Origin of the sequence: Paraburkholderia phytofirmans (genome assembly GCF_046028095.1) — a bacterium.
Lineage (GTDB): Bacteria > Pseudomonadota > Gammaproteobacteria > Burkholderiales > Burkholderiaceae > Paraburkholderia > Paraburkholderia phytofirmans_A.
The window spans coordinates 425750-448640 of sequence record NZ_JAQQDJ010000002.1; the positions used below are offsets into that span (position 1 = coordinate 425750).

25 protein-coding genes are annotated in these 22891 nt (G+C 62.2%); 14 read left to right on the forward strand and 11 right to left on the reverse strand.

The features are described from left to right. Positions 1 to 6: 6 nt before the first annotated feature. From PQR54_RS06385 to PQR54_RS06400, 4 genes are all read left to right on the forward strand, one after another. Positions 7 to 819 (forward strand): sugar phosphate isomerase/epimerase family protein, encoded by an 813-nt coding sequence (locus tag PQR54_RS06385; RefSeq protein ID WP_408244561.1) that lies wholly within the window; start codon positions 7 to 9, stop codon positions 817 to 819. A 182-nt stretch (positions 820 to 1001) separates the two neighbouring features. Continuing rightward, positions 1002 to 1835, forward strand: a complete 834-nt coding sequence (locus PQR54_RS06390) for a shikimate dehydrogenase family protein (RefSeq protein ID WP_408244562.1) — start codon at positions 1002 to 1004, stop codon at positions 1833 to 1835. Positions 1836 to 2035: 200 nt separating this feature from the next. Then, positions 2036 to 2887, forward strand: coding sequence for a DMT family transporter (locus PQR54_RS06395; protein WP_408244563.1), 852 nt, complete (start codon positions 2036 to 2038; stop codon positions 2885 to 2887). A 351-nt stretch (positions 2888 to 3238) separates the two neighbouring features. Continuing rightward, a complete protein-coding gene (locus PQR54_RS06400) occupies positions 3239 to 4069 on the forward strand; it encodes a 3-oxoadipate:acetyl-CoA acetyltransferase (protein ID WP_408244564.1) in 831 nt (276 codons plus the stop codon). 289 nt (positions 4070 to 4358) lie between these two features. On the opposite strand, the gene PQR54_RS06405 is transcribed toward PQR54_RS06400, so the two are convergent. The 6 genes from PQR54_RS06405 to PQR54_RS06430 form a co-directional block, all read right to left on the reverse strand. Beyond that, entirely contained in the window at positions 4359 to 5447 is a 1089-nt protein-coding gene (locus PQR54_RS06405; RefSeq protein WP_408244565.1) for a fatty acid desaturase, read from the reverse strand. A gap of 152 nt (positions 5448 to 5599) precedes the next feature. Continuing rightward, positions 5600 to 6388 carry a CDP-diacylglycerol diphosphatase gene (locus tag PQR54_RS06410; RefSeq protein ID WP_408244566.1) on the reverse strand — a complete coding sequence of 263 codons (789 nt, stop codon included), beginning with the start codon at positions 6386 to 6388 and terminating at the stop codon, positions 5600 to 5602. Between the two features lie 49 nt (positions 6389 to 6437). After that, entirely contained in the window at positions 6438 to 7892 is a 1455-nt protein-coding gene (gene iaaH / locus PQR54_RS06415) for an indoleacetamide hydrolase (RefSeq protein WP_408244567.1), read from the reverse strand. Further along, on the reverse strand, positions 7873 to 8826 hold the full coding sequence (locus tag PQR54_RS06420) for a ferritin-like domain-containing protein (RefSeq protein ID WP_408244568.1): 954 nt from the start codon (positions 8824 to 8826) through the stop codon (positions 7873 to 7875). Before PQR54_RS06420 ends, iaaH begins: the two co-directional genes overlap by 20 nt. A gap of 131 nt (positions 8827 to 8957) precedes the next feature. Continuing rightward, positions 8958 to 9173, reverse strand: a complete 216-nt coding sequence (locus PQR54_RS06425) for a DUF6566 family protein (protein WP_106277508.1) — start codon at positions 9171 to 9173, stop codon at positions 8958 to 8960. Between the two features lie 324 nt (positions 9174 to 9497). Beyond that, entirely contained in the window at positions 9498 to 10157 is a 660-nt protein-coding gene (locus PQR54_RS06430) for an NADPH-dependent FMN reductase (RefSeq protein ID WP_408244569.1), read from the reverse strand. Positions 10158 to 10616: 459 nt separating this feature from the next. Between PQR54_RS06430 and PQR54_RS06435 the strand changes: the two genes are divergently transcribed. After that, positions 10617 to 11294: a J domain-containing protein gene (locus tag PQR54_RS06435; RefSeq protein WP_408244570.1), complete on the forward strand. Its 678-nt coding sequence runs from the start codon at positions 10617 to 10619 to the stop codon at positions 11292 to 11294. A 4-nt stretch (positions 11295 to 11298) separates the two neighbouring features. On the opposite strand, the gene PQR54_RS06440 is transcribed toward PQR54_RS06435, so the two are convergent. Next, positions 11299 to 11976 (reverse strand): gamma-glutamylcyclotransferase, encoded by a 678-nt coding sequence (locus PQR54_RS06440; protein WP_408244571.1) that lies wholly within the window; start codon positions 11974 to 11976, stop codon positions 11299 to 11301. 432 nt (positions 11977 to 12408) lie between these two features. On the opposite strand from PQR54_RS06440, the gene PQR54_RS06445 reads away from it, so the two are divergent. Next, positions 12409 to 12609, forward strand: a complete 201-nt coding sequence (locus PQR54_RS06445) for a hypothetical protein (RefSeq protein WP_408244572.1) — start codon at positions 12409 to 12411, stop codon at positions 12607 to 12609. A gap of 223 nt (positions 12610 to 12832) precedes the next feature. Next, the gene (locus PQR54_RS06450; RefSeq protein WP_408244573.1) at positions 12833 to 13354 is read left to right on the forward strand and encodes an arsenate reductase/protein-tyrosine-phosphatase family protein; all 522 of its coding nucleotides are present in this window, start codon (positions 12833 to 12835) and stop codon (positions 13352 to 13354) included. 268 nt (positions 13355 to 13622) lie between these two features. On the opposite strand, the gene PQR54_RS06455 is transcribed toward PQR54_RS06450, so the two are convergent. Continuing rightward, positions 13623 to 13949 (reverse strand): H-NS histone family protein, encoded by a 327-nt coding sequence (locus PQR54_RS06455; RefSeq protein ID WP_408244574.1) that lies wholly within the window; start codon positions 13947 to 13949, stop codon positions 13623 to 13625. A gap of 773 nt (positions 13950 to 14722) precedes the next feature. Here PQR54_RS06455 and PQR54_RS06460 point away from each other — a divergent pair. Then, positions 14723 to 15040 (forward strand): hypothetical protein, encoded by a 318-nt coding sequence (locus PQR54_RS06460; protein ID WP_408244575.1) that lies wholly within the window; start codon positions 14723 to 14725, stop codon positions 15038 to 15040. 59 nt (positions 15041 to 15099) lie between these two features. Here the strand turns inward: PQR54_RS06460 and PQR54_RS06465 are convergent, their stop codons facing one another. Then, positions 15100 to 15372: a hypothetical protein gene (locus PQR54_RS06465; RefSeq protein ID WP_408244576.1), complete on the reverse strand. Its 273-nt coding sequence runs from the start codon at positions 15370 to 15372 to the stop codon at positions 15100 to 15102. 386 nt (positions 15373 to 15758) lie between these two features. Between PQR54_RS06465 and PQR54_RS06470 the strand changes: the two genes are divergently transcribed. The 5 genes from PQR54_RS06470 to lhpH all read left to right on the forward strand — a co-directional run bounded on the left by PQR54_RS06470 (position 15759) and on the right by lhpH (position 20635). Further along, complete coding sequence (locus PQR54_RS06470; protein ID WP_408244577.1) at positions 15759 to 17006, forward strand: MFS transporter; 1248 nt, start codon at positions 15759 to 15761, stop codon at positions 17004 to 17006. Continuing rightward, a complete protein-coding gene (locus tag PQR54_RS06475; RefSeq protein ID WP_408244578.1) occupies positions 17007 to 17444 on the forward strand; it encodes a lysozyme inhibitor LprI family protein in 438 nt (145 codons plus the stop codon). Positions 17445 to 17635: 191 nt separating this feature from the next. After that, positions 17636 to 18346, forward strand: a complete 711-nt coding sequence (locus tag PQR54_RS06480; protein ID WP_408244579.1) for a lysophospholipid acyltransferase family protein — start codon at positions 17636 to 17638, stop codon at positions 18344 to 18346. 126 nt (positions 18347 to 18472) lie between these two features. Further along, positions 18473 to 19594 carry a branched-chain amino acid ABC transporter substrate-binding protein gene (locus PQR54_RS06485; protein ID WP_408244580.1) on the forward strand — a complete coding sequence of 374 codons (1122 nt, stop codon included), beginning with the start codon at positions 18473 to 18475 and terminating at the stop codon, positions 19592 to 19594. A 33-nt stretch (positions 19595 to 19627) separates the two neighbouring features. Next, positions 19628 to 20635 (forward strand): trans-3-hydroxy-L-proline dehydratase, encoded by a 1008-nt coding sequence (gene lhpH / locus PQR54_RS06490; RefSeq protein WP_408244581.1) that lies wholly within the window; start codon positions 19628 to 19630, stop codon positions 20633 to 20635. A 19-nt stretch (positions 20636 to 20654) separates the two neighbouring features. On the opposite strand, the gene PQR54_RS06495 is transcribed toward lhpH, so the two are convergent. Together PQR54_RS06495 and PQR54_RS06500 are read right to left on the reverse strand one after the other, a co-directional pair. Further along, positions 20655 to 21353: an SDR family NAD(P)-dependent oxidoreductase gene (locus PQR54_RS06495; protein ID WP_408244582.1), complete on the reverse strand. Its 699-nt coding sequence runs from the start codon at positions 21351 to 21353 to the stop codon at positions 20655 to 20657. Between the two features lie 116 nt (positions 21354 to 21469). Continuing rightward, positions 21470 to 21679 (reverse strand): hypothetical protein, encoded by a 210-nt coding sequence (locus PQR54_RS06500; protein WP_408244583.1) that lies wholly within the window; start codon positions 21677 to 21679, stop codon positions 21470 to 21472. 425 nt (positions 21680 to 22104) lie between these two features. Between PQR54_RS06500 and PQR54_RS06505 the strand changes: the two genes are divergently transcribed. Continuing rightward, the gene (locus PQR54_RS06505) at positions 22105 to 22857 is read left to right on the forward strand and encodes an SDR family NAD(P)-dependent oxidoreductase (protein WP_106304300.1); all 753 of its coding nucleotides are present in this window, start codon (positions 22105 to 22107) and stop codon (positions 22855 to 22857) included. Positions 22858 to 22891: the final 34 nt, after the last annotated feature.

Below are 22891 nucleotides of genomic sequence, written 5' to 3' on the forward strand. Positions count from 1 at the left end.
GACGCGGTGACACGACTCTATTCTCTGGTACCGCTGACGGCTATCGAACTGACGCCGCCTGATCTGGTGGCGGCGGCGAGCCGGACCGGCTACGACGCGGTCAGTCTGCGCCTGAGCCCGTTTCGGGCCGGCGAAGCGCAGCATCCGATGTTCGACAACTCGCCGATGCTGCTCGAAACAGAAGCCCGTTTGCGCGATACGGGCCTTGAAGTGCTCGATATCGAAGTCATGCTTCTCACGCCTGAGCGCGACGTGCGCGACTTCAAGCGTGTGTTCGAGACGGCCAAGCGTCTCGGCGCGCGCAATGCGCTCACGCTGATCGATATTGCCGACCGTTCGCTAGCCGTCGGGAAATTCGCGCAACTGTGCGAACTGGCGGCGCCCTTCGGCATTTCGTGCGCGCTCGAATTTGCGGCGTGGCTCGGCGTCGGCAGCATTCAGGCTGCCAATGCAATTGTGAGCGAAGCGGCGCAGCCCAACGGTGCCATGCTGCTCGATCCGTTTCATCTGATACGCAGCGGCGGCGCGATTAGCGACATCGCGGCCATCGATCCCACCCGCATCCGGTATGCGCAGTTTTGCGACGCTAGCGCAACAGCGCCGGCGACCACGGCAGCTATTTCCGAAGAAGCGCGTTACGACCGTCTGTTGCCGGGCGAGGGCGGCTTGCCGCTGCACGAGTTCATCGCTGCCTTGCCAGCGGGCGTTTCATTCGGTCTGGAGGTGCCCAACCGAAAGCTCGCCGCAGCGCTCGAGCTTGACGACCGATTGCGGCGGACACTGGCAGCCGCGAAGCGTGTCGCCGGCGAGCTGAAGTAAGCAAACTCGCCATATCGCATCGGTATCGGCCTGATCGTGGCAAAAACCGGTTCGTTTTCTACGCGTTGGGTTATGTTGGCGTTGCGGCTTTGATCGGCACGCTTTCGTATATCTTCATCGTCGGCGATGTGCGGCGTGTCGAGATCGACGCCTGAATCCGGCACAATTGAAGGAGTCCAGCAATGATCAGCGGAAAGACCACCCTTATCGCCCACCTCGGCTATCCGACCGAGGCTTTTAAGGCGCCATTGATTTACAACCCGTGGTTCGACAAAAACGGTATCGATGCGGTCGTGATGCCGATGGGCGTGCTGCCGGACGACTACAAGGCGTTGCTGCCTCTGCTGTTCCGCATGACCAACATTCGTGGGGCGCTCGTCACCATGCCGCATAAGGTGACGACCGCTGGGCTCGTCGACGAAATGACGCCCACTGCGCGTATCGCGGGGGCGTGCAACGCGATCCTCAAGCGCGAAGACGGCACGCTTTTGGGCGACCAGTTCGATGGCGCAGGCTTCGTGCGCGGCGTGCTGCGAAAGGGCCGGGAGCTGAAGGGTGCGCGCGTGCTGGTGCTCGGCAGTGGCGGTGTGGGTTCGGCGATCGCGGCGTCGCTGGCCGGTGCGGGCGTCGGGGACATGGCGTTGTTCGATATGACGACGCCGTCGGTGGAAGCACTTGCCGGCCGGCTGCGCGAGCACTATCCGGCGCTCCGTGTGACCACTGGATCGAACGACCCGGCTGGTTTCGATCTGATCGTGAACGCGACGCCGCTCGGCATGAAAGACGGCGATCCGATTCCGTTCGATGTCGATCGCATTGCGCCCACGACCTTCGTTGGCGAAGTCGTGATGAAAGCCGAATACACGCCGTTGTTACGCGCGGCGAAAGATAAGGGCTGCGCGGTGCAAGTCGGCACCGACATGCTGTACGAAATGATTCCGGCCTATCTGGAGTTTTTCGGCTTCGGTACGGCCACGCCTGAAGAGTTACGCGCGGTTTCGAAGATCAAACAGTAGGCAATCAAGGTGACGTGCGTCAAAGGGTATGCGATCGCAATCGACGCGTCGGTTCAGGTGACGCAGACTCGATGATCCGGCGCGCCGCTCCGATACACGCGAACGAGGCCGCACGACTATAGGGGATACGGGTGGAGCGCCCGCGATACTTCAACCGTTCTTTCTTTCCCGCTGACAGTGTGGAAGCGGGTATTTTTTTCATGGTGCTCACGACCGCAGCTTTTGCGGGAAGTGACTCCATGACCAAGATCATCGGTTCGACAGTGCCGCTACTCGCACTGCTCTGGGTCCGATACGTCTTCCAGACCGTCGTGCTCGCGGTCTGGCTGGCGAAACGTGGAATGCGCGATTTTCGCGGCGCCCGGCCGTTCAGGCTGCAATTGCTGCGCGCTATCCTGTTGCTTCTCAATTCCGCGTCGACGTTTGCGGGGTTGCGCTACTTACCGCTTCCGGTGACGACGTCGCTCGCCATGATGGCGCCGCTGATCACCACGGTGCTGGCCGCCACACTGCTCAACGAGAGCGTGCCCGGAAGCAAATGGGCAATGGTCATTCTCGGCTTTATCGGCATGCTGATGGTCGTGCGGCCCGGCAGCGGCGAGTTCTCGTGGACGGTGTTCTTTCCAATCGCCGCGGCGACCACCTTCGCCTGCTTTCAGGTCGTGTCCAGCAAGTTGTCGAAGACCGGCGACGCGATGACTACCAACTTTCTGACCGCGCTGGTCGCAACCGTGACACTTTCCGCACTCTTATGGGCGGCGCAGGCCACTCTGCTTCCTCAGATCAGGAACGTCCGCTTTGGAAGCTGGTTGCTTGTCCTCATCATGGCGTCGCTCGCGACCCTCGGTCACATGTTGATGCTCCAGGCGCTTCGACGTGCGCCGCTGGCGGTGCTCACACCGTTTGGCTATGCGCAGCTGGCGTTCGCCACGCTGTTTAGTTGGGCTTTCTTTGGTCAGATACCGGACTTGTGGATGACGCTGGGTATGTTGGTGATTGCCCTCAGCGGGATCGGAACGGTGTTGTTGCACGCGCGCGCTCGCGGATCGTGATTCGGACCGGGGCGGTCAGTCGGTGCGTGATACGTGGTCGCGTTGCTAGACAATTCGGCGCTGTGCATCGTTTGATCAGCGAACGCCAGCACGCGTACCGCTGTAGCCCATGCCCGCAGGCCTACGTGCTTTTACATCACCGTCGAGCTTCGCTCGCAGCATTCAGATGACTCCTTCGGCACGAAAACCCCGTTAGACGCCTATGCGCCCCGTCTGCCCGAGGTGCGCGGTCCTCACGGCGCGAATTTGGACTAGACTTGGGGAACATCGCGTGCGGGCATGTCACCGGGCACACGATCGAGATTGCTCGCCATATAGGCGAGTTAAAACCTCTGAACTGGAGTGTCAGCCATGAGTGAACCATGCATTATCTCCGTTGCCATCACCGGTTCAGTTCCGCGCAAGAAGGACAATCCGGCTGTGCCGATCACGATCTCCGAACAGATTGAAAGCACGCACGAAGCATACGAAGCCGGAGCGTCGCTCGTTCATCTGCACGTGCGAGACGAGCAGGAAAACTCCAGCTCCGACCGGTCGAGTTTTGCCGCTCTCCAGGACGGCATCCGGAAGCACTGCCCCGACATCATTATTCAGTTTTCGACAGGCGGTCGCGGCCGTTCGTTCGAGCAACGCGGCGCGATGCTCGATTTGCGCCCGGATATGGCATCGCTCGCAACGGGATCCGTCAATTTCCCAACTACCGTCTATGAAAATCCGCCGGACTTCGTGCGTGCGCTTGCGAAAATGATGCTCGACTACGAGGTCAAACCGGAAATCGAAATCTTTGATCTTGCCATGTTGTATAGCACGGTGGACCTCGTTCAACAGGGACTGCTGAGCGCTCCCGTGCACGTTCAGTTCGTAATGGGCGTAAAAAACGCTTTGCCGGCGCGTCGCGAGATTCTCGAGTTCGAGGTGCAACAACTCAAGGCATTAATGCCGGATGCGACATGGACGGCCGCGGGTATCGGGCGGCATCAGTTGGAGGTCAATCACTGGACCCTCGAAATGGGCGGCCACTGCCGTACGGGTCTCGAAGACAATGTGCGCTGGGACAAGGACACACTGGCGAAGAGCAATGCGCAGCTGGTTGCCCGGGTGGTCGCGTTGTGCGGCGAATACGGGCGGCCGGTGGCGAGCGCCGCCAAAGCGCGAGAGATGCTGGCTATTCCGGCGAGATAGGGCCGCCGGCCACGAGGAGGGCGGCGCAAAACCGGGCGATTCCTCGACGGGTTACCGGCATGCTTTACGCTACAAAGCCGGTGAACATCGGCCGACATTTCTCTTTTCAACGAGCCTATGAAAGTCGCTGCGCCAATACGTGCCACTCGCGCATGGCATCACGTCACACGGACAGGCGGCGCAGCCGCAATGAATCCTTTACCTCGTTCTGCGGTCAACCCACGTAAGTCATTGATTACCTGGGTTGCTTCGTGCGATTGCCTGGTCTCTTTTGTCGCGACACAGCCTCTTATAAGGCTTGTCTTGCGGTCTGACGTTCAGCAACTGCGGGCAGGTCAGCTTCATACAGTTCTCCTCGACGGACAACTGCCATGAATTTCACCCGCAATTTACGCGCAAAACTCTCGGAGGCACGCTGATTACTCTGGATCAAATCGGATAGACCACCATAAACCGGATGGGCGGCCCTGGCGAACGCATAGAGTCTTAGCCACTCGCTGTAACCCTTCACCAAAAAGCCTCCGGAGCGATCGATGTATTGCTGCCGCGACGTTTCATAGACTTCCCGAAGCGCAAACCACGGCACATGCGGCAAGTCGTGATGCACCAGATGGTAGTTGTTGTTCAGAAACAGCAGACGCCAGAACCACGCGGCTTCGTTAATCACGCTGCGATGCTCATGCGCTTGCGCCTCGCGATGTTCCTGAAACGAACGGACCGAACTCAACGACAACGCTCCATAACCCGCGCCCACAATAAAGACCCACACCGGGATCCCGCACGCATGTTGCAGCCAGGCCGCGAGCGCGGCAACGGCGGCGAAGTGCGCAAGCCACAGCGGAACATCGCGCCAATCGCCGCTTTTGATCTTACGCAGCGCATCCACGCCCGTCGCGGCGATAGAGAACGCCGGCCCGACCAGCAGGCGCCCGATAAACGTATTACGGAAGGTCAGCAGCGCGCGAAGCGCCCAACCCGTGCGTCGCCATACGAGCGCGCTGACGAAGTAGCTTTCGGGGTCGCGCTCGGAATGCGTAAGATGCGGATCGTCGTGATGCTGAAGATGCGAATCGCGATAGATGCCATACGGAAACCACACGGCGAGCGGCGCGAAACCGAGCAGAGCGTTGACGAACGCCGAACGCGTAGGGTGACCGTGCAGCAACTCATGTTGCAACGACATGTACCACGTACCGAGCACGGCGAGCAGGAGCGTGGTGAACGGCAATCCGAGCTCGCGCGCATGCGTCGCCACGCCGTACCATCCCCCATAGATCGTTACGATCAACGCCCAGGTCGGCCATTGCGTGCGCCATGTCCAGCTCGTCGCCATGCGGGCGAGGGTGTTGCGTTGCGTGTCGTCGAGATAAATCGCCATGAACAGGATCGGTCGGAATGCAGGTTCAGACCGATCCTACGGACCCTCGCGCGTTGCCAGAACCAATTTGTTCAGCAATGCATCTGTGAAAACGTGAAAAGGCGGGCGGCCTCAAAGCGCCGGCGCGTCTTCCGGCCTTGCTGGTCGGGCGCTCAGGGCGCGTTCGCCACGCGGCAGGCGTGATCCTGGAGACCTTCGGCCGAGCCGCTGCCGTTGTCCGCGTCGATCCCGCTGTTGACGATCAGCCAGCCGTCCTTGTCAGCGGACGGCCCCGCGCCCGTCACGAGAATGGTTTGCCCGGCCATTGCCGCCGCGCCCTGGTTGTCTCGCGCGACGATGCGAAACGGGTTGTCGGCGCCCTCGAGCGAACTCACGCGCATGATGCGGTAGCGATTACCGTCGAGCGTCTCCCAGCGCCATTCATCCGGTGAATCTTTGGCGTGACGCGCGAGCGCTTCGCTGATATCCGCGCGCATGCAATCGATATGAATATGCAGCTGGTTTTGCGTGCGGCGATATTCCGAATTGATTTCGAGGCTCAGTTGATTGTCGGGCAGCGAGCGCTTGACCGATTTTTCGACGTAGGTGCGCGCGTCCCAGGCGTCGACCCAGTAATCCTGCGCATGCGGCGCAAGCACGAGCGGGCTTTCGATACCGGTGATGCGGTCGGTCGGAATCAACAGGTGCTGCGAGCGTCCGACGATATCCTTCAGGATGGCGTAGCGTTTGTTGAGGTCGACAAACGTGCATTGACCCGGCGTGCCGGTTGCCTGCTGGGACGGCACGCAACGCAGATCGACGATTTTCCACAGCGCATTCGAATCGACCGCGGCGAGGCGCGCGCATGCGCTGGCGGCCAGGGCGAGGGCCAACGCCGCGGCGATTCGCGCGCCGTGGCGCAAGAGGGCCCGCTGCGGGAGAGCGGGCGTTGGTGTTTTCATCGGCGTTCTGGTTGAGTTTATTCGAGGTTTTATAAAGGCGTTTCCGGTATCAAAGCACCGGCGCCGGCAACGCGCCAAGCAACTGCTCGAACGCAATGCCAATCGCAAGAAGACGTCGGTCCTCGCCGAGCGGGCCGTCCAGTTCGAGTCCGACCGGCAGGCCGCTCGCGGTCATGCCCGCGGGCAGCGAGAGCCCCGGAATGCCCGCGGTGCTGGCCGGATCGGTGTTGCGCAGGAAAGCGTCCATGGTGTCGATGGCCGCCGAACCGTCGATCGACACGACCGACGAACCGTTCACCTCGTCGATCGGCACAGCGGCTAAACGCGTGGTCGGAAACAGCAGCGCGTCGAGCCGCTCGTCGGCGAAGGTCGCGGCCATGTACTGCTGCAAGCGCGGCCGCCAATGATTCAGCGCGGCCTCGTAGCGGTCGCCGAGCACATCGGCGAGCACGCCGTCGTAGATCGCGCGCACGTCCGGGCTGGCAATGCGGGCCGCCATTTCGACAACGGTTTTAACGGGCGCGTCGTTGGCGACGAGCCAGCCGAGCACGTCGTCGCGTGGCTCATGGATCGCGATCGGGCCGCCCACCATGCCGTTCAGATCGTCCAGTTCGCTCATCGCCACCGGCACGAACACCACGCCCGCCGCTTCGAGTTGCTGCAACGCGGCCCGCGCGACGTCCTCCACCTGCCGCTCGAGTCCTTCCCAGAGCGGCGCGGGCAGGCCGATGCGCAAGCCGTTCAACGCGACGCCCGGCAATGCGCCGGCACCGGTGATCACGCCGTCGAGCAGCGCGATATCGGCGACGGTGCGCGCCATCGGCCCAACCGTGTCGCGCGTATGGCTGATCGGCACGACGGCGTCCGGGTCGTGATAGCGCCGTTCGGCGCCGCCGTTGCCGACCGACGGACGAAACCCCGCCGTGCCCGTCAACGCGGCCGGAATGCGGGTCGAGCCGCCGGTGTCGGTGCCTAGGCCAGCGGGTACGATGCGCGCGGCAATCGCCGCCGCGGTGCCGCCCGACGAACCGCCCGGAATCAGCGAGGGATCGTAGGGATTGCGCACCGGGCCCGCGTGCGTGGCGAGATTCGTACTCGTGATGCCGAACGCCAGTTCATGCATGTTCGCCTTGCCGAGCACGATCGCGCCGGCGTCGATGAGGCGCTGCACCGAGGGCGCATTCGTCTTCGCTATGAAGCCCTCGAGCGCCGGCGTGCCCGCCGAAGTCTGCATGCCCGCCGTGTTGATGTTGTCCTTCACGACGATGGCCAAACCCGCGAGCGGCAAGCGGGCTTTCTCGGCGGCGGGCAAGGCGTCGATGCGCCGCGCCGCGGCGAGTGCGCCGTCGAGGTCGAGCGTGGTGAGCGCATTGAGGCTCGAGAGCGCCGCCGCGCGCGCGAGCAGGGTGGCCACGTAGTCGGCGGCCTTCAGGCGGCCGGACTGGATCGCGGCGACGGCTTCGGTAGCGCTCAACGCGAGTTGTTCATCGACGGTCCATGTCATGGCCGGCGTCTCCTTGTCCTGATGGGGTGTCGCGGTGCGAGGGTTTCATGAAGCGCAGGGCGAAGCGCGCCAGCGTGGGCACGAGCTTCGGTCGTAGCAGCCTTGCATCGTAACCGCTCATGCGCCGCTCGTTTTCCGCAAGGCAGAGCGCGAACAGGTCGGGCGCGTTCATGGCCTCGCCGATCACACCGCTGCTCGCGGGCAGAAAATTCGAATCGTGCGCCATGCCTTTCGCGTCGATGCCTCGCGCGATCGCGAGGCGCTGCCAGACCAGCACCACCCAGATCGCGGCCACGCGCAGCGAATGCCATGGTCTGCGCCAGAGCGGCATGGTGCGCCGATACCAGGCGACCCAGTTGATAAAGAACAGAATGTGGCGCGCTTCTTCCTGAATCACCGGCTCGAAAGTCTCGACGAGCGCCTCGGGAAAAAAGCCCGACTGCTGCGCCGAGCGGAACAGCCCGAACGCAAAGAAACTGTCGATGCACTCGCTGTAGCCCGTGCGCATCCATTCCCATTCGGGGTCGCGCGGCGGCAGATAGTCGGGCTCGGGCGCGATCTCGATGCCGTAGGCGGCGATCAGCCGGGAGAGCACGTGCTTGTGACGCGCTTCTTCGTCGCCATCCATGGTGATGGCTTCACGCAGCAGGGGATCGCGCAATTGCGCGGCGTAGGTATGGACAGCGATCGACGCGCGCCCTTCGGTTTGCACCGCGATGTCCCAGATGGGCAACGAACACAGCCGCTCGAGTGCATCGGGCGGCAAGGGTGGCCAATCGAGCACGGCCGGCTTGTAAGGGTTGTGCGTTTCAAGCAGCATGCGGCAAAACATCTGCTTGTGCGCCTCGGAACCGATCTTCACGCGAGCGGGGTCGCGGAATGTCCAGTGGCGCAGGGTACGGTCTTCGGCAACATCTGTCAGTGTATCGGACATGGCAGGCGTACAGAGGGCGAACTCGATGTGTCGCCCATTCTGGCACAACCGTTCAAAATCCGATGCCAAGCGGCGCAAGCTCGCTCGCGCCGCTCCCAACTCACATGACGCGAATGACGCGATCGGCGGCTTTACTGGTGGTTATCGATCCACATGCGTCCCCAACGAAATGCGTAGGCCAGTGCGTGCTCTTCGTCGAAGAAATAATCGAGCGCGTCGAATGAATAATGCTGCTCGTGATTCGCGGAAGTTTTCTCGATGGTCAAATTGGCGGCGAACAGGCCGTTGGGGAGTTGTTGTGCGGCCGGTGCAACTTCGTAACCCTTGTAGCGAATATGTGCGTTCATGATTTTTTGGCAGTCGTTATGCCCCGCTTGCGTCGAAAAGGCCGGCACCTCGGACGCAACCCGTAGCGTCACGCGGCCGGTAAATCAGCGGGCAAGGTCAAGCCTAGGCCGCGCTGCGCAGCGGGTGAACCAATCTTTAGTCGTAAGCAAATCAGAAGGGATGTGTGCGGAAGCCCCGATCGGATCATATTCGCTGTGTTCAAACACACTATCCGGGGTTGCGGAATACGGGTCTGTTATGTGGCGCACGGTTCGCGCGAACGACCGCGCCGTGGGCCGCCCAGGCGGGTCCACGGCGTCGTGAGACGATCGGTGAAGAGGGGATTAAACCGCGTGCAGCAGGCGTGCGGGTTGTGCGTCCTTGAGCGCGTTGCCGAGCGGCGCGGCGTCCGGCACGCGGTGCGCGTTGAACGCCAGCGCGAATTGCGCGGCCTGCTGGCCGACGGTGGCGAGCTGATCGACGACCTTCGCGTCCGAACAGGTGTCGACGGTGTCGAAGCGTGTTTCCAGCGTATTGATGCCGGCGCCGAACGGCGTGGGCCAGCCGCGCAACGCGTGGACGATCGAGCGCAACGACGTCAGCACTGAGCCCGCGGCCTGCCAGCCATACGCCGTGACGATACAGCCGACCGCGCGGCCATCCAGATACGGGCGCTCGTCGGCGCGCAATTCCTCGAGCGTGTCGAGCGCGTTCTTGACGAGACCGGACACGCCGCCGTGATAGCCGGGCGTGGCGATGATCAGCGCGTCGGCATGGCGCACCGCCTCGATCAGTTCAAGCTGCTCGTCCGTGCGGTGGGACTGTTCCGGCGCGTAGTGGGGCAGGCTATGCAGGAAGGTGCCGCCGAACAGGCGGGTATTCGCTCCAGCGTCCTGCGCGCCGCGCAACGCGAAGCCGAGCGCGCGCTCGGTCGACGAAGCGGCGCGTGTCGTGCCGCCAATGCCGATGACGAGCGGCCGGCGATGATGATCGAAACTGGTCAACGAAATGCTCCTTCGGTAGCGGCTCACGGTGCGCCGGCACGGGGCTGCGCGCGGCGGACCGGGGCGAACCGGACTTTGAAGCGTTATCTTAATCAGCGCTGGGCGCCGCACGAAGCGACTTTTTGTTCTAACGATATAACCGCGCGGCGTTTGCCGGCGCGGCGGCGCGGCCGCCTTCAGCGTAGCGGAGCCTATGCCGCGTGCGCTGCAATGCACTTGAAGCCGCGCCGGATAAGCATATGGCGAAGCATTGTTTGGGGGCGCGATGACACGCGACTATGATCGAATCGTCTCCTCCATGACACCTCCTTGACATGGGACTCGGCCCCGCCACGCACATGGCGGGGCCTTTTTTTATCCGCTGACCGGGCGTCTTGTGGCCGGGCCACTTCACGATAAAGCCGTTTTCTGCATGTTACGATCGTCCGCAAAGCCAATCACGGCGAGGTCGAGCAAGCAATGGCAACTCTTTATGACACCCTCGGCGTGCCCACGCACGCCACCGACGAAGAAATCAAGCGGGCCTATCGCAAGGCCGCGATGAAGTGGCATCCCGACCGCAACAGCGGCGCCGAAGACGTCGCGCGCGCCACCTTCCAGGAAATCAAGGACGCGTACGCGATCCTCTCCGACGCCGCGCAGCGCAAGGTGTACGACGCCGTCTACGCCGAGCAGATGCGCAGCTGGGAAGCGCAGCACGCGCGCCGGCAGAAGGCGCAAGCCGAGCGCGAAGCGGCCGCGCGCGCCGCCGACGAAGCCGCGTACGCGGAGATGGTCTCGCTCGCCATGCGTTTCGCCGACGAAGGCCACAACCGCGATGTGCTGTTCGGCGTGCTGCTCGGGCGTCGATGCGAGGCGGGGCGAGCCGCGCAGATCGCGGACAGCGTGTCGGCGTTGCAGGCCGCGCGGCGTGAAACGGCCAAGGCCGAGGCGGAACCAGTCGCGGCGCAGGCGCCTGAGAGTGTCGATCGATCGGTCAGGACGGAAGCGACTTCGGCGAAAGATAATGCCGCCGCGCAGGGTTCGCCAGGGCACCGCGCGAATCAGGACAAGCGCGAAGAACCCGCCGGCGATATGCATCCGGCCGGCGCACTGAGCGGCCTCTGGTTCCAGTTTCTCAATGGCTTGCGGCTCTGACGCGTCACGCCGGTTGTCCGGCGATCCGCGCGAGTTCGGCGGTGAGTTCGGCGACGAGTTCGTCGATATAGGCATCGTTCAGGCCGCAGTCCGCGAGCGCGCTTTGCAGCTTGAACACGTACTCCGCATTCGTGCCGAACAGACCGCTCGCCACGGCCATCAATGGTGCGATCAGCGGCGCTCGCGCGTCGCCTTCGTATTGCGAATTCCCGTGATCCGCCACGAAGGCGATCGCGGATAGTTCGGTGCCGTCCTCGAGCGTGACCGGCGCCCACGTCGGACGATACGCACCCGTCACCATCTCGCGAATCCAGAGTATGCGCAGTTCTTCTTCGAGCGTCTCGCCGCACAGGCGCAACGCGACGCCTTGCGTGCTGCCGCCTTGCTCGAGCGAGAGCATGCGGCCCGGCTGCTGCGGCGTGCCGCGTCCGGCGATCATGCGGATGCAGAAGCTGCGATGCCAGCCGTGCAGGGTCGCGATGCGGCGGCTGTTGAAGTCCGAGATCGGATTCCACATCAGCGAGCCATAGGCGAAGACCCAGACATCGCCATTGCCCGGACGCTGCCCCAACGTGTGCGCAAGCGACGCGTCGATTTGCGCCTGCGTCCACAGCACGTCTTTGGGCAGCGATTCAAAACTTTCGAGGTAGGCGCCCGAGCTAATGGCGTTTCTGTTCAGCATCCCGTGATTTCCGTCGTGGGGTGGCGCTTGGCGATCGCCGTCGACATGGCGCGCGCATAAAAACTCAGCACCAGTATGCGGGCGGGACTGCCCGGAATAAATCCGTCTGGGGGAAATAGTGCATCGCCACCAGCAGCACAATCGGCTGGCGCACAAAGCGCCGTGTCCTTGCTGCGAGCTGCGCTGCAAGACCATCGAACCCGCAGCCGTGTGACGAATGACGCCCTGGCCGGTAGACCATACAGGTAGACCGATTTGATATAGAGAGCAGGCTTTAGCGTTCGAATTTGCACTTCTAGAATCAAGGACAACGTCCGCAGCATGGGTCGCCGGGGTCGCCCGAGCGCCGCCATAAGAGCGACGCCTGCTCATTGCCATGCGGTCCTGCTTCGTTTGACTTCCACGCAGTCAATCCAGAGAGGCACGACGGCCATGTTCACTTTCATCGTAGTAGTCGCGGTGGCGGCGTTTGTTCCCTACGTCGCGGCACCCGGCATTGCCAATGGCGTCAAGGCGATCAGCACGCCGCCCGCTGCCATGAGGCTCGATACATCGCCCGCCGCGGCATCGGACGGAAGCGACGCGGCCAACCGCATCGTGTCCGGCCGAAGCGGGAGCGACGCTTCGGTGTGACGCGCCCGATCCCGGCGCGACTCTATTGAAGGCTGAATGAAAGCATGACGCGTGCGCTGGTACACTTCGGCGCACGCGATTCGCGGTGCCCGTAAGTGAGCAAGCCCTGGTAAAAATTCTCGTGGCGCAACAAATTTGAACATCGTAGTGTCACGAGGGCGCAAGACTGAGCCGGCAGAATTGCACACAGAAACAAACAAAAAAACACGGGTACGGGGTAAGCGTGACCAGAAAATACAAGGTGCTGTTTCTCTGTCGCGAGAATTCAGCACGCAGCATCATTGCCGAAGCTTTATTGCGGGAACTGGCTGGACACCGGTTCGATGCGTTCAGCGCGGGACCGGAACCGGCCGCGCGGGTTCATCCATGCGCGGTCGCGCAATTGCGGCCAGGCATCTCGGACCTCGGGATTCTCAGTCCGAAAAGCTGGCTGGAATTCACCGGTGAATGGGCGCCGCGTATGGACTTGGTCGTCGCGCTGGACGAATCCGTCGACACCCGCCACGCGCCCGCGTTTCCCGGCGAGCCTGCGTCATGCACCTGGACCTTCACCGATCCGCTCGCCGACGACATCGCCGAGTCTGACCGCGCGCGCCTGTTCGAGAAGGTGTTCTGGCAAATCGTGCGGCAGATGAGCGCGTTTATCGAATTGCCGCAATATGCGACGCCGGCCGGCGCTGTGGCAAAGGCTGCGATTCCCGCATTGAATGCCTCGTCGCAGCGTGTCACGACATGCGACGCGTGAACGCATTGCGCGAGCGCTCGGGATGCAACGCGCCTTAGTGCTTGGTGTTTAGTGCTGCTCCGTCCGGATATAACGCGCGCACAGGCGGCCGGATGCAAATAAGCACAGCGGAACACAGCGAGGACAAAGCAGGCCAAGCGCACACGACAACGCATCACATCTGTGCATGGCACAGGTACATGTGTGCTTGCGGACGCGCCGAACGGCGGTTTCCACGGAGGAAGCGCGGGGTGATTTCTCTACGCTAGCGGCTGAATGATACGGTGGTCTATCGATTGTTCGAACGCGCGAGCGGACTTCCGGCGAACGGGTCGTTCTGCCAGTCCACGCGTTTTTTCGGCTGCGGGGCAGGCGCCGGCGCGGCCGACAATTCAAAGTGGTCGATGGATTGACCTGCGCTGATTGCCTGTTTGAGCCATTGAGGCATTTCGCCCTGGCCGTCCCAGCTATCTCCAGTAGCGCTACGGTAGCGTCCGGCCTTTTGCGCGGACGGCTCTGATGCCAGCACTGCCGCAAGGTCTTCTGGTTTGATGCCAAACTCTTCCATGCGATGGCGGAGATACGCAATCATGCTATCTCGCTTCCTTTCGTCCATAAGATATTCGTCCTTCTAAAACGTCCGGCGTTCTGTCAATTACAGATTGCAAGGGAGATCCGCGAAAGCATCGATCCATATAAATGGGGACGGCCCGCGGTGTGGTTATCGATTGAAGGAAACTCTAAAGGCAGCGTTTAGAAAACGTCGCTCCATATATCGCGGCGCAGCAATTAGCCGACACGGCGTCAATCAGATTCAAGGGTGTCGATCAGTGAATATTCAAGCGCTTCGCCGCGCGGCAAGGATGGCTGCGGGTGTCTCGCGCCAGGCCTCATGCCCACAAGGGAAAAAACGGTATTGACGATGCACTGATTGCGGCAGGCCGGTTTCATCTCCACGCTCCGTCTCTCGCCGGTACTTCGCGCGCGGGGCCGATTATTGACGTTATGTCAGCATCATAACGCACTGTGCGGCTAAAGCACGTACCGGTTTGGGTGATTTTGTACAAATCTCTTCTATCCAACTACTTCGGGTGCGGCAAACGGGCCGGGTGTTCCGCGATTGAATTCCTGAGTGGCCGAGCTATAAAGAAAACAGCGGAGCCAAAATCCGCGCTTCCAGCCTGCGGCGACTGATTCCGGTCAGCCGCGAGAGCGCGTCCGACATCGGTTGCAGGTCTGGCAAATCATTACTCGTTTAGTTCGATGACTCGCCGCAGCAGTTGGCATCGGCATCGACTCGTCCGTCAGCCCATTGGGCAACCTCGCTTTTTTCGCGGATCAATTCTTTGGAGGACGAGAACTGCTGCGCCGGATTCAAGGAGTCTGGACATGAAACTACGATTATGGATGGCGCTGGCCAGCGCCGTGTTCCTGCTGGCGCCGAAAACAGCGGGCGCGCTGGATATGGAAGGCCAGCAGGGCGCCGGCATGTCGGGCCGCGCGCTGATGCAACAGAACGCGAACGAATCGGCGCAAGCCACGACCGACATGTCGTTCAGTGAATCGGGACAGGGCATGCCCGGCGCCCAGCCGGTGCAGAACGTGTCCTACGGCGGCGTAGCCGCGGGGCAATCGCAGGCGGGAGGTCCGCAAAACCAGCCCTGCACGTCTTCCGCGCCGCAATGCAGAATCTATTTTGGCCAATGACCGGTCTGTCTTTGGGAATGCGGTGCGCATTTATGGGCACCGCTTCCCGTCAAGTGCCGTTATGCGAGAGCCATCGTGTTTAGCGGATGATCGGCGCGCTCGGTGAAACGGCCCACCATCGTGTCGAAACTATGCCCTTCCACGGCGGCGCCCTCAGTGAATCCACGCAATTCGTCCAGCAGTGCGCGCCACGACGCATGCCAGCGCGTTTCCTTGATGCAGGCCCCCAACGAGTCCGCGATGCGCAACACGCCGTTGTCCGGATAGAAGGTGACGGTGAGCGGCATGCCGTCGATCACGCAAGTGGCGGTGCAAGGGCGGGTAGTAAGCATGGGCGATGTCCTCTTTTATTGTGAGCGGATAAGCGCGTGTTAAAAACGCTGACGTGCGCTTCAGCAAACGTTGTGCCCAACTGACGCTTGCGCTTCGCGGCACCTGCCGCGACATTCCCGCGCCGGGAATGGAGCACGAAATCCGCACCAATAACCCCACGCCCGACTGCAATTTTTCGGAGTCGTCAGCGAGCGATTTAATACGATGTTATGGTGTGGTCTATTCGGGTTTTCACCCGCTGATTCTCCAGATCGCAATCGCATCACCTCCGGCAAGCAGGCCCATATGGCCTGCTTTTTCAATCGTGCCGGCCGATCTGCGAATGGATTAGCGCGGTGCGGCCGCTCCAATCTCACCCGTTGTTAATAGACTCGCAAACAATACTATGTTGATTGAAGACAATCTGCCCGCGAGCACGGCCTCGCTGGACGATGGCGCCTCGTCGTCCCTGCGTTCATGGCTGGCTGTCATGGCTGTCGCCATCGGCGCTTTCGCTTTCGTGACGACGGAGTTCTTGCCGGTCGGACTGCTGCCGCGCGTCGCCGCGGACCTGGGCGTGTTGCCCGGCACCGCCGGCCTGATGGTCACCGTGCCCGGCGTCATCGCGGCCATTTCCGCGCCGGGTCTGATGCTGGTGGCCGGGCGCATGGATCGCCGGCGAGTATTTCTTTTGCTCACGGCTTTGCTGCTGGCGTCGAATCTGATCTCCGCTTTCGCGCCGAATTTTCTCTGCATGCTGCTTGGCCGTGCATTGCTCGGCGCCGCGTTGGGCGGATTCTGGACGCTGGCCACGGCGGCTTCGGGGCGTCTCGTGAAACCGAAGGATTCGGCGCGGGCCATGGCCACGATTCTCACCGGCGTGACGTGCGCCACGGTGATCGGCGTGCCGCTCGGCACGTTCATCGCGAGCTTCGCATCATGGCGCGTGTCGTTCATGGCGACCGGCGTGCTGGTCGCGGTCGCGCTGGTCGCACAGTTCTTCTTCGTGCCGTCCTTGCCGTCCACCGCCGCGCTGCGTCTGCGCGATCTGGTGGCGCTGCTGCGCCGGCCGCATCCGCGCCGCAGCATGCTGATGGTGGCGCTCGTCTTCGGCGCGCATTTTTCCTCGTACACGTACGTCACGCCTTTCCTCCTGCACAACGCGAATCTCGACATGTCGACCATCACGTGGCTGCTGCTTGGATTCGGCATAATCGGGTTCTTCTCGAACTTTGCGGTTTCGTCGACGGTGACGCGCAACCTGAAAGTGTCGGTCGGCGCAATGGTTTCGCTGTTGATGTTCGCACTGGTCTTGCTGCCGCTATTGCAGCATTCGACAATCGGCGTGGTGGCGCTGGTGCTTGCATGGGGCATTTCCTTCGGCGCGTTGCCGCTGTGTTTCAGCATCTGGATTCAGCGCGCCACGCCGGATTCGCCCGAGGCCGGCTCGGCATTGTTCGTGAGCATCATTCAGGTGGCGATTGCGCTGGGGTCGCTGGTGGGCGGCGTGGTGGTCGACCATGTGGGGATTTCCGCCGACTTTCTGCTCGGTAGCGGCCTCGCATTGTTGGGGCTCGCCGCGCTGGCGAGCTTCGGCCGCAGCAAGCAGAAGGTCGCCGCCGAAGCAGTGGCTTGCCCCGCGTGCACGGAATAATTGCCGGGCACCGGTTTGGCCGTTCAGACCATGCTCGCGGCAATTCAACCGGAACGCAAAAGAGCGATGAATCGACTACGCAATCAAGCCATCAAACGTCGCTTGCGGTGCGCGCTGTTCGCAATGGTTATGCTCAGTTCCGCTACTGCATTTGCTGCCAGCTTCGACTGCGGCCGGGCGCGATTGCCGGATGAAAAGGCCATCTGCGCGTCACGGCAACTGAGCGAGATGGACGTCGAAATGGCCGTGCGCTACCAGATGCTGACGGGCCTGGTTGCGATGGGCGCGCGGGGCAATATGCAGGACGAGCAACAGGTGTGGCTGAAGTCCAGAAAAGCATGCGGCGGTCATCAGTCGTGTCTGCTCGACGCGTACCGGCGACGCATCGGAACGCTCAAGGACGAGTACGCGAACCTCGCGAGTCGCGGACCGTTCTGAGTGCGCTGGCTGTCTTCCAGAAACGGATGCGGGACAAAGAGCCGCGAAGGCAAGCCGAATTCGATCCATCAGTGAGCGGAGGAAGCGCCCGGCGCGCTCCTTCCGCACGCGACCGAACGTATCGCTCACGTCGCAGCCTCAACGCGTTACCATGAAAAGCTTCCGCTGCTTATCCCCCGATTCAGGTCCCGATGCGCTCAACTTTCACCAAATGGCTTTTTATCGTCTACCTCCTCGGTAGCGGCACGCTGTATTCGATCATCATCCTGCTTCTGTTTCCGTTTGTCGGACGTGCGGGCCGATACTGGCTCGCGAGGCAATGGTGTCGCGCACTGGTCTTCGTCATGCGTTGGCTACCCGGCGTTTCGTGTTCTATAGACGGGCTCGACAACCTTCCCGACGGTCCTGCGATCATCCTGTCCCGTCATGAATCGACATGGGAAACGCTGGCGTTTCTCGCTATCTTTCCGCGCCGCGTCAGTTTCGTGTTCAAGGAAGAGCTGCTGCGCATTCCGTTCTTCGGCTGGGTGTTGCGTGGCCTCGACATGGTCAGCCTGAACCGCGGCTCCGCTCGACAGGCTCACCAGGCGGTGACGAAAGAAAGCGCGGAGCGCCTCGCCAAGGGCGATGTCGTCGTCATTTTTCCGGAGGGCACCCGGGTCGCGCACGATGCACCGTTGCGGATGACGTCCGGCGGCGTCCGGCTGGCGTGCGCGACCGGCGTGCCGGCCGTTCCCGTGGTCCTGAACGCGGGCAAGGTCTGGCCGACGAAAGGCTGGCCGGATGGCCGCGGGCATATTCGCGTGGTGGTCGGGCCGCCGCTGTCTCCGCAGGACATGACTCAGCAGGAATTGAGTCACGCGGTCCACGAATGGATGAAAAACGAACTGCTGCGGCTTTGACATTTGTCGAGCCCACATGTGACGCGGCGGACCGTTTGCCAATGCCATAGCCTGGCGTACCGCTCGATTGAACTGGAACCCAATTGAGCATATGGTGATTGCTCCCTAGTCCAATCGGAGTTCGGTATGCGACGTCTTGCAATGACTGCGGCCGCATTGATGGCCGCTGGTTTCACCCTGTCCACGAGTGCCCAGGTTGTCGTCACCATCGGTCATTCGGCGCCGCTCACCGGTCCGCAGGCGCCGAACGGCAAGGACAACGAGAACGGCGCACGGCTCGCCATCGACGAGCTGAACAAGTCGGGCGTCACCGTCGCGGGTCAGAAGGTCACCTTCAAACTGGACTCGGAAGACGACCAGGCGGACCCGAAAATCGGCGTGCAAGTCGCGCAGAAACTGGTCGACAGCGGCGTGGTCGCCGTGGTCGGGCCGTATAACTCGGGCGTGGCGATTCCGGCATCGCGCGTCTACAACACCGGCAATGTGCCGATGCTGCCGGTCGCCTCGAACCCGGCGCTCACGAAGCAGGGCTTCAAGAACATCTTCCGGATCGGCGCGAGCGATGAGCAACTCGGCGGCACGATGGGCCAGTTCGCCGCGAAGACGTTGAAGGCCAAAACGGCCGCCGTCATCGACGACCGCACGGCGTACGGTCAGGGTGTCGCCGAGCAGTTCGTGAAGGTCGCCAAGGCGAACGGCATCCAGATTATCCAGCAGGAGTTCACCAACTCGTCGGCGACGGATTTCCTCAGCATTCTGACGACCATCAAGGCCAAAAACCCCGACGTGATTTTCTTCGGCGGCTATGCGGCGCAGGGCGCGCCGATGGCCAAACAGATGCGCCAGCGCGGACTCAGGGCGAAGCTGCTCGGCGGCGACGGCATCTGCTCGGCCGACATGGGCAAGGTGGCGGGCGAGGCAGCCTCGATCGTCTATTGCGCGCAGGGCGGCATTGCGCTGGAGAAAACCGCGGCCGGCCGCGAGTTCCTGCAGAAGTACAAGGCGGCCTACAACATCGACACGCAGGTCTACGCCGTCAGCTACTACGATGGCGTCAAGTTGCTGGCCGACGCCATGGTGAACGCGGGCACGACAACGGACAAGGCCAAGCTGACCGCGCAGCTCGCGAAGGAAAACTATAAGGGCGTCGCAGGCACTTATTCGTTCGACGAGTTCGGCGACCTGAAGGGCGCGCCGACTACGGTGTATGTCATCAAGAACGGCTTGCCGACGCCCTACGGCCAGTAAAGGCAACCGGCCCATCCACTTCTCGAAGCAGACATGAAAATTTCACGCACCATTCAGACCGTTGAAGTTCACACTGGCGGCGAGGCATTCCGCATTGTCACCAGCGGTTTGCCGCGTCTGCCTGGCGACACGATCGTCAAGCGGCGCGCATGGCTGAAGGAAAACGCCGACGATATCCGCCGGGCGTTGATGTTCGAACCGCGTGGGCATGCCGATATGTACGGCGGGTATCTGACGGAACCGGTCAGCCCCAATGCCGACTTCGGCATCATCTTCCTTCACAACGAAGGGTATAGCGACCATTGCGGCCACGGTGTCATCGCGCTGTCGACGGCGGCGGTCGAACTGGGTTGGGTTCAGCGTGAGATACCCGAAACGCGCATCGGCATCGACGCGCCGTGCGGGTTCATCGAAGCATTCGTAAAGTGGGATGGCGAGCACGCCGGCAATGTTCGCTTCGTCAACGTGCCGTCGTTTATCTGGAAGCAGGACGTGACCGTCGAGACGCCGTCGTTCGGTACGGTGACGGGCGATATCGCGTTCGGCGGCGCGTTCTACTTTTACACCGACGGCGAGCCGCATGATCTCGCGGTGCGGGAGTCGTCGGTGGAGGAACTCGTCCGCTTCGGCGCTGAGGTCAAGCAGGCGGCCAATAAGGCGTTTCCTGTCGAGCATCCCTACATTCCCGAGATCAACCACATCTACGGCACCATCATCGCGAATGCGCCGCGGCATGCGGGTTCGACGCAAGCCAACTGCTGCGTGTTCGCCGATCGTGAGGTGGACCGTTCACCGACCGGCTCCGGAACGGGCGGCCGGGTCGCGCAGCTTTATTTGCGTGGAAAACTCGGCAAGGACGACACGCTCGTGAACGAGTCCATTATCGGCACCGTGTTCAAAGGGCGTGTCCTGAGCGAAACGACGGTGGGTGATTTCAAGGCCGTCATTCCGGAAGTCGAAGGCAATGCTTTTGTCTGCGGCTTCGCGACCTGGATCATCGACGAGCGGGATCCGCTCGCCTACGGGTTTCTCGTTCGGTAGGCCAGACAAGCCACGACGCCTAGAACCGCTCGACCCACGGGCGGAGTTCGACTTCCCACGTCCACGCGCTGCGGTGCTGACGATGAATGTGCAGGTACTCTCTCGCAATCGCGTCGGGGTCCAGCCATTTGTCGTCGGCATCGCCGTCTTCCGGACCTCTCGCGCTGCTGGCGATGCCGCCGTCGATGACGAAATGCGCGACGTGAATATTCTTCGGCGCCAACTCGCGCGCCATGCATTGGGCCATGCCTCGCAGCGCGAATTTGCCCATGGCGAACGGGGTCGAGCCGGGCAGTCCCTTCACGCTGGCCGTTGCGCCGGTCAGCAGGACGGTGCCGTGGCCGCGCGCCAGCATCCGCACCGCTGCGGCCTGGGCGACGAGAAAGCCGCCGAGGGCGGTGATTTTAAAGGCGTCTTCGAGCTTCTGCGGCTCGATGGCTTCGAGTGGCGCGCGATAGCGGCCGCTCGCGTTGTAGACCACGAGATCGGGGGCGCCGAATGCTTTCTCCACGCGCTCGAAGAGGGCAGTGACCCGGTCCGGCTGACTGGCGTCGCAAGCCACGGGCAGGGCGCCTGTCTCGTTGACCAACTCCGTCAGCTTGCTGGTGTCGCGGGCGGCGAGCGCGACCTGCATGCCCTCCGCCGCGAACAGGCGCGCGAGCGAGGCGCTCAAGCCCTTGCCCGCGCCGACAATCAATGCAGTCTCAGTTCGACTCATGGTTCCTCCGGAATCAACAGGGAAGCGTCGCGGCGTGGGTGTGCCGCGTCATGCCTGCTGATTGTAGGCGTTCACCGTGAATTGCACTGCCGTCGATGGATGGCCGGACCGATGGCTCAATGAGCCGTTTCGATGACGCTCCAGATCCGTTCGTTAGGGTCGCCCGTGAATTGTCTGGCGATCACGGCCCGGCATTTGTCGCAGCGATAGTGCTCCAGCACGAGCGTGCCATTGCACTCCGCGACACCGATTAGCGTGAGGTTTTCCTGCCGTTGCACATCGACTGGCAAGCCGACGATATCGGAGCATCCATTGCAGACTTCCATGGCGCCTCCTGATGTTCGCATCCATCGTTCAAAAGAGCCCGCGTGAGACGGGCGAAGACTGATGCACCCGCAGCAGAGAACGCGGGCCAAACCAGTATCGGACGCGATGCAGCGGTTGTGCAAGTGCAAAAAAATAAACTAAACGGGGTTGGATAGGGCGTCTTCGATCCGGCACGTATGACAGGGCGAGTTGAAAACGAGCGCGTCGGCAAGCTCTGATGAGATAGTTGCCAGCCCTCTGCTGGGTCGCCTTGTCGATCCACTTTTGTTATCGCCCCCTCCGATACTCGAATTGTTAGCGCATCGCACGGCTCGTATATTGGCTGGACCGTCAGCACGAGCAGCATGGAAAGTACTGACACCACAACCAGCCGGCATACAACAACACAAGGCGAGCCGCTCAGGCCTGCCACAGGAGCACAGCGATGAATCGAATCGATCTGGAGGGGCGCGTCGTCGCCATTACCGGCGGCGCGCGCGGCATCGGCTACGCAGTGGCGCAACGGGCGCTGAACTCGGGCGCGTCGGTCGCGCTATGGGACGTGGACGCCGAACGCCTCGCGCGCAGCCAGCGTGAGCTCAGCGAACTGGGCAAAGTCACGGCGGTCTCCGTCGAACTCACGCAGGAAGCCGCCGTCGCGCAGGCCGTGGCGCAAACCGTCGCCGACCACGGTGCGATCGACGTGCTGATCAATTGCGCCGGCATCACCGGCGGCAACGGCACCACGTGGGAACTGGAACCCGACGTCTGGCGCCGCGTGATCGACGTCAACCTGATCGGCCCGTATCTCACCTGCCGAGCGGTCGTGCCGCAAATGCTCAAGCAGGGCTATGGCCGGATCGTCAATATCGCGTCGGTGGCCGGCAAGGAAGGCAACCCGAACGCCTCGCATTACAGTGCCTCCAAGGCAGGGCTCATCGGCCTGACCAAATCGCTCGGCAAGGAACTCGCGACGAAGAACATTCTCGTCAATGCCGTCACGCCCGCCGCGGCCAAAACCGAGATCTTCGACTCGATGTCGCAGCAGCATATCGACTACATGCTCTCGAAGATTCCGATGAACCGCTTTCTGATGCCCGAAGAAGCGGCGTCGCTGATTCTGTGGCTCTCGTCCGAGGACTGCGCGTTCAGCACGGGTTCGGTATTCGATCTGTCCGGCGGACGCGCAACGTACTGAGGCGCTGAGGCATCACGCGCGCCTGAACTCGGCA

Bases quoted from the DNA above. Each gene is read 5' to 3' on its own strand.
- iaaH (WP_408244567.1), bottom strand. From the start codon at position 7,892: ATGACATGGACCGTCGATGAACAACTCGCGTTGAGCGCTACCGAAGCC.
- PQR54_RS06460 (WP_408244575.1), top strand. From the start codon at position 14,723: ATGAAACTACGATTATGGATGGCGCTGGCCAGCGCCGTGTTCCTGCTG.
- PQR54_RS06445 (WP_408244572.1), top strand. From the start codon at position 12,409: ATGTTCACTTTCATCGTAGTAGTCGCGGTGGCGGCGTTTGTTCCCTAC.
- PQR54_RS06425 (WP_106277508.1), bottom strand. From the start codon at position 9,173: ATGAACGCACATATTCGCTACAAGGGTTACGAAGTTGCACCGGCCGCA.
- PQR54_RS06395 (WP_408244563.1), top strand. From the start codon at position 2,036: ATGGTGCTCACGACCGCAGCTTTTGCGGGAAGTGACTCCATGACCAAG.
- PQR54_RS06410 (WP_408244566.1), bottom strand. From the start codon at position 6,388: ATGAAAACACCAACGCCCGCTCTCCCGCAGCGGGCCCTCTTGCGCCAC.
- PQR54_RS06455 (WP_408244574.1), bottom strand. From the start codon at position 13,949: ATGGACGAAAGGAAGCGAGATAGCATGATTGCGTATCTCCGCCATCGC.
- PQR54_RS06500 (WP_408244583.1), bottom strand. From the start codon at position 21,679: ATGGAAGTCTGCAATGGATGCTCCGATATCGTCGGCTTGCCAGTCGAT.
- PQR54_RS06420 (WP_408244568.1), bottom strand. From the start codon at position 8,826: ATGTCCGATACACTGACAGATGTTGCCGAAGACCGTACCCTGCGCCAC.
- PQR54_RS06405 (WP_408244565.1), bottom strand. From the start codon at position 5,447: ATGGCGATTTATCTCGACGACACGCAACGCAACACCCTCGCCCGCATG.
- PQR54_RS06400 (WP_408244564.1), top strand. From the start codon at position 3,239: ATGAGTGAACCATGCATTATCTCCGTTGCCATCACCGGTTCAGTTCCG.
- PQR54_RS06505 (WP_106304300.1), top strand. From the start codon at position 22,105: ATGAATCGAATCGATCTGGAGGGGCGCGTCGTCGCCATTACCGGCGGC.
- PQR54_RS06480 (WP_408244579.1), top strand. From the start codon at position 17,636: ATGCGCTCAACTTTCACCAAATGGCTTTTTATCGTCTACCTCCTCGGT.
- PQR54_RS06390 (WP_408244562.1), top strand. From the start codon at position 1,002: ATGATCAGCGGAAAGACCACCCTTATCGCCCACCTCGGCTATCCGACC.
- lhpH (WP_408244581.1), top strand. From the start codon at position 19,628: ATGAAAATTTCACGCACCATTCAGACCGTTGAAGTTCACACTGGCGGC.
- PQR54_RS06495 (WP_408244582.1), bottom strand. From the start codon at position 21,353: ATGAGTCGAACTGAGACTGCATTGATTGTCGGCGCGGGCAAGGGCTTG.
- PQR54_RS06470 (WP_408244577.1), top strand. From the start codon at position 15,759: ATGTTGATTGAAGACAATCTGCCCGCGAGCACGGCCTCGCTGGACGAT.
- PQR54_RS06485 (WP_408244580.1), top strand. From the start codon at position 18,473: ATGCGACGTCTTGCAATGACTGCGGCCGCATTGATGGCCGCTGGTTTC.
- PQR54_RS06440 (WP_408244571.1), bottom strand. From the start codon at position 11,976: ATGCTGAACAGAAACGCCATTAGCTCGGGCGCCTACCTCGAAAGTTTT.
- PQR54_RS06465 (WP_408244576.1), bottom strand. From the start codon at position 15,372: ATGCTTACTACCCGCCCTTGCACCGCCACTTGCGTGATCGACGGCATG.
- PQR54_RS06435 (WP_408244570.1), top strand. From the start codon at position 10,617: ATGGCAACTCTTTATGACACCCTCGGCGTGCCCACGCACGCCACCGAC.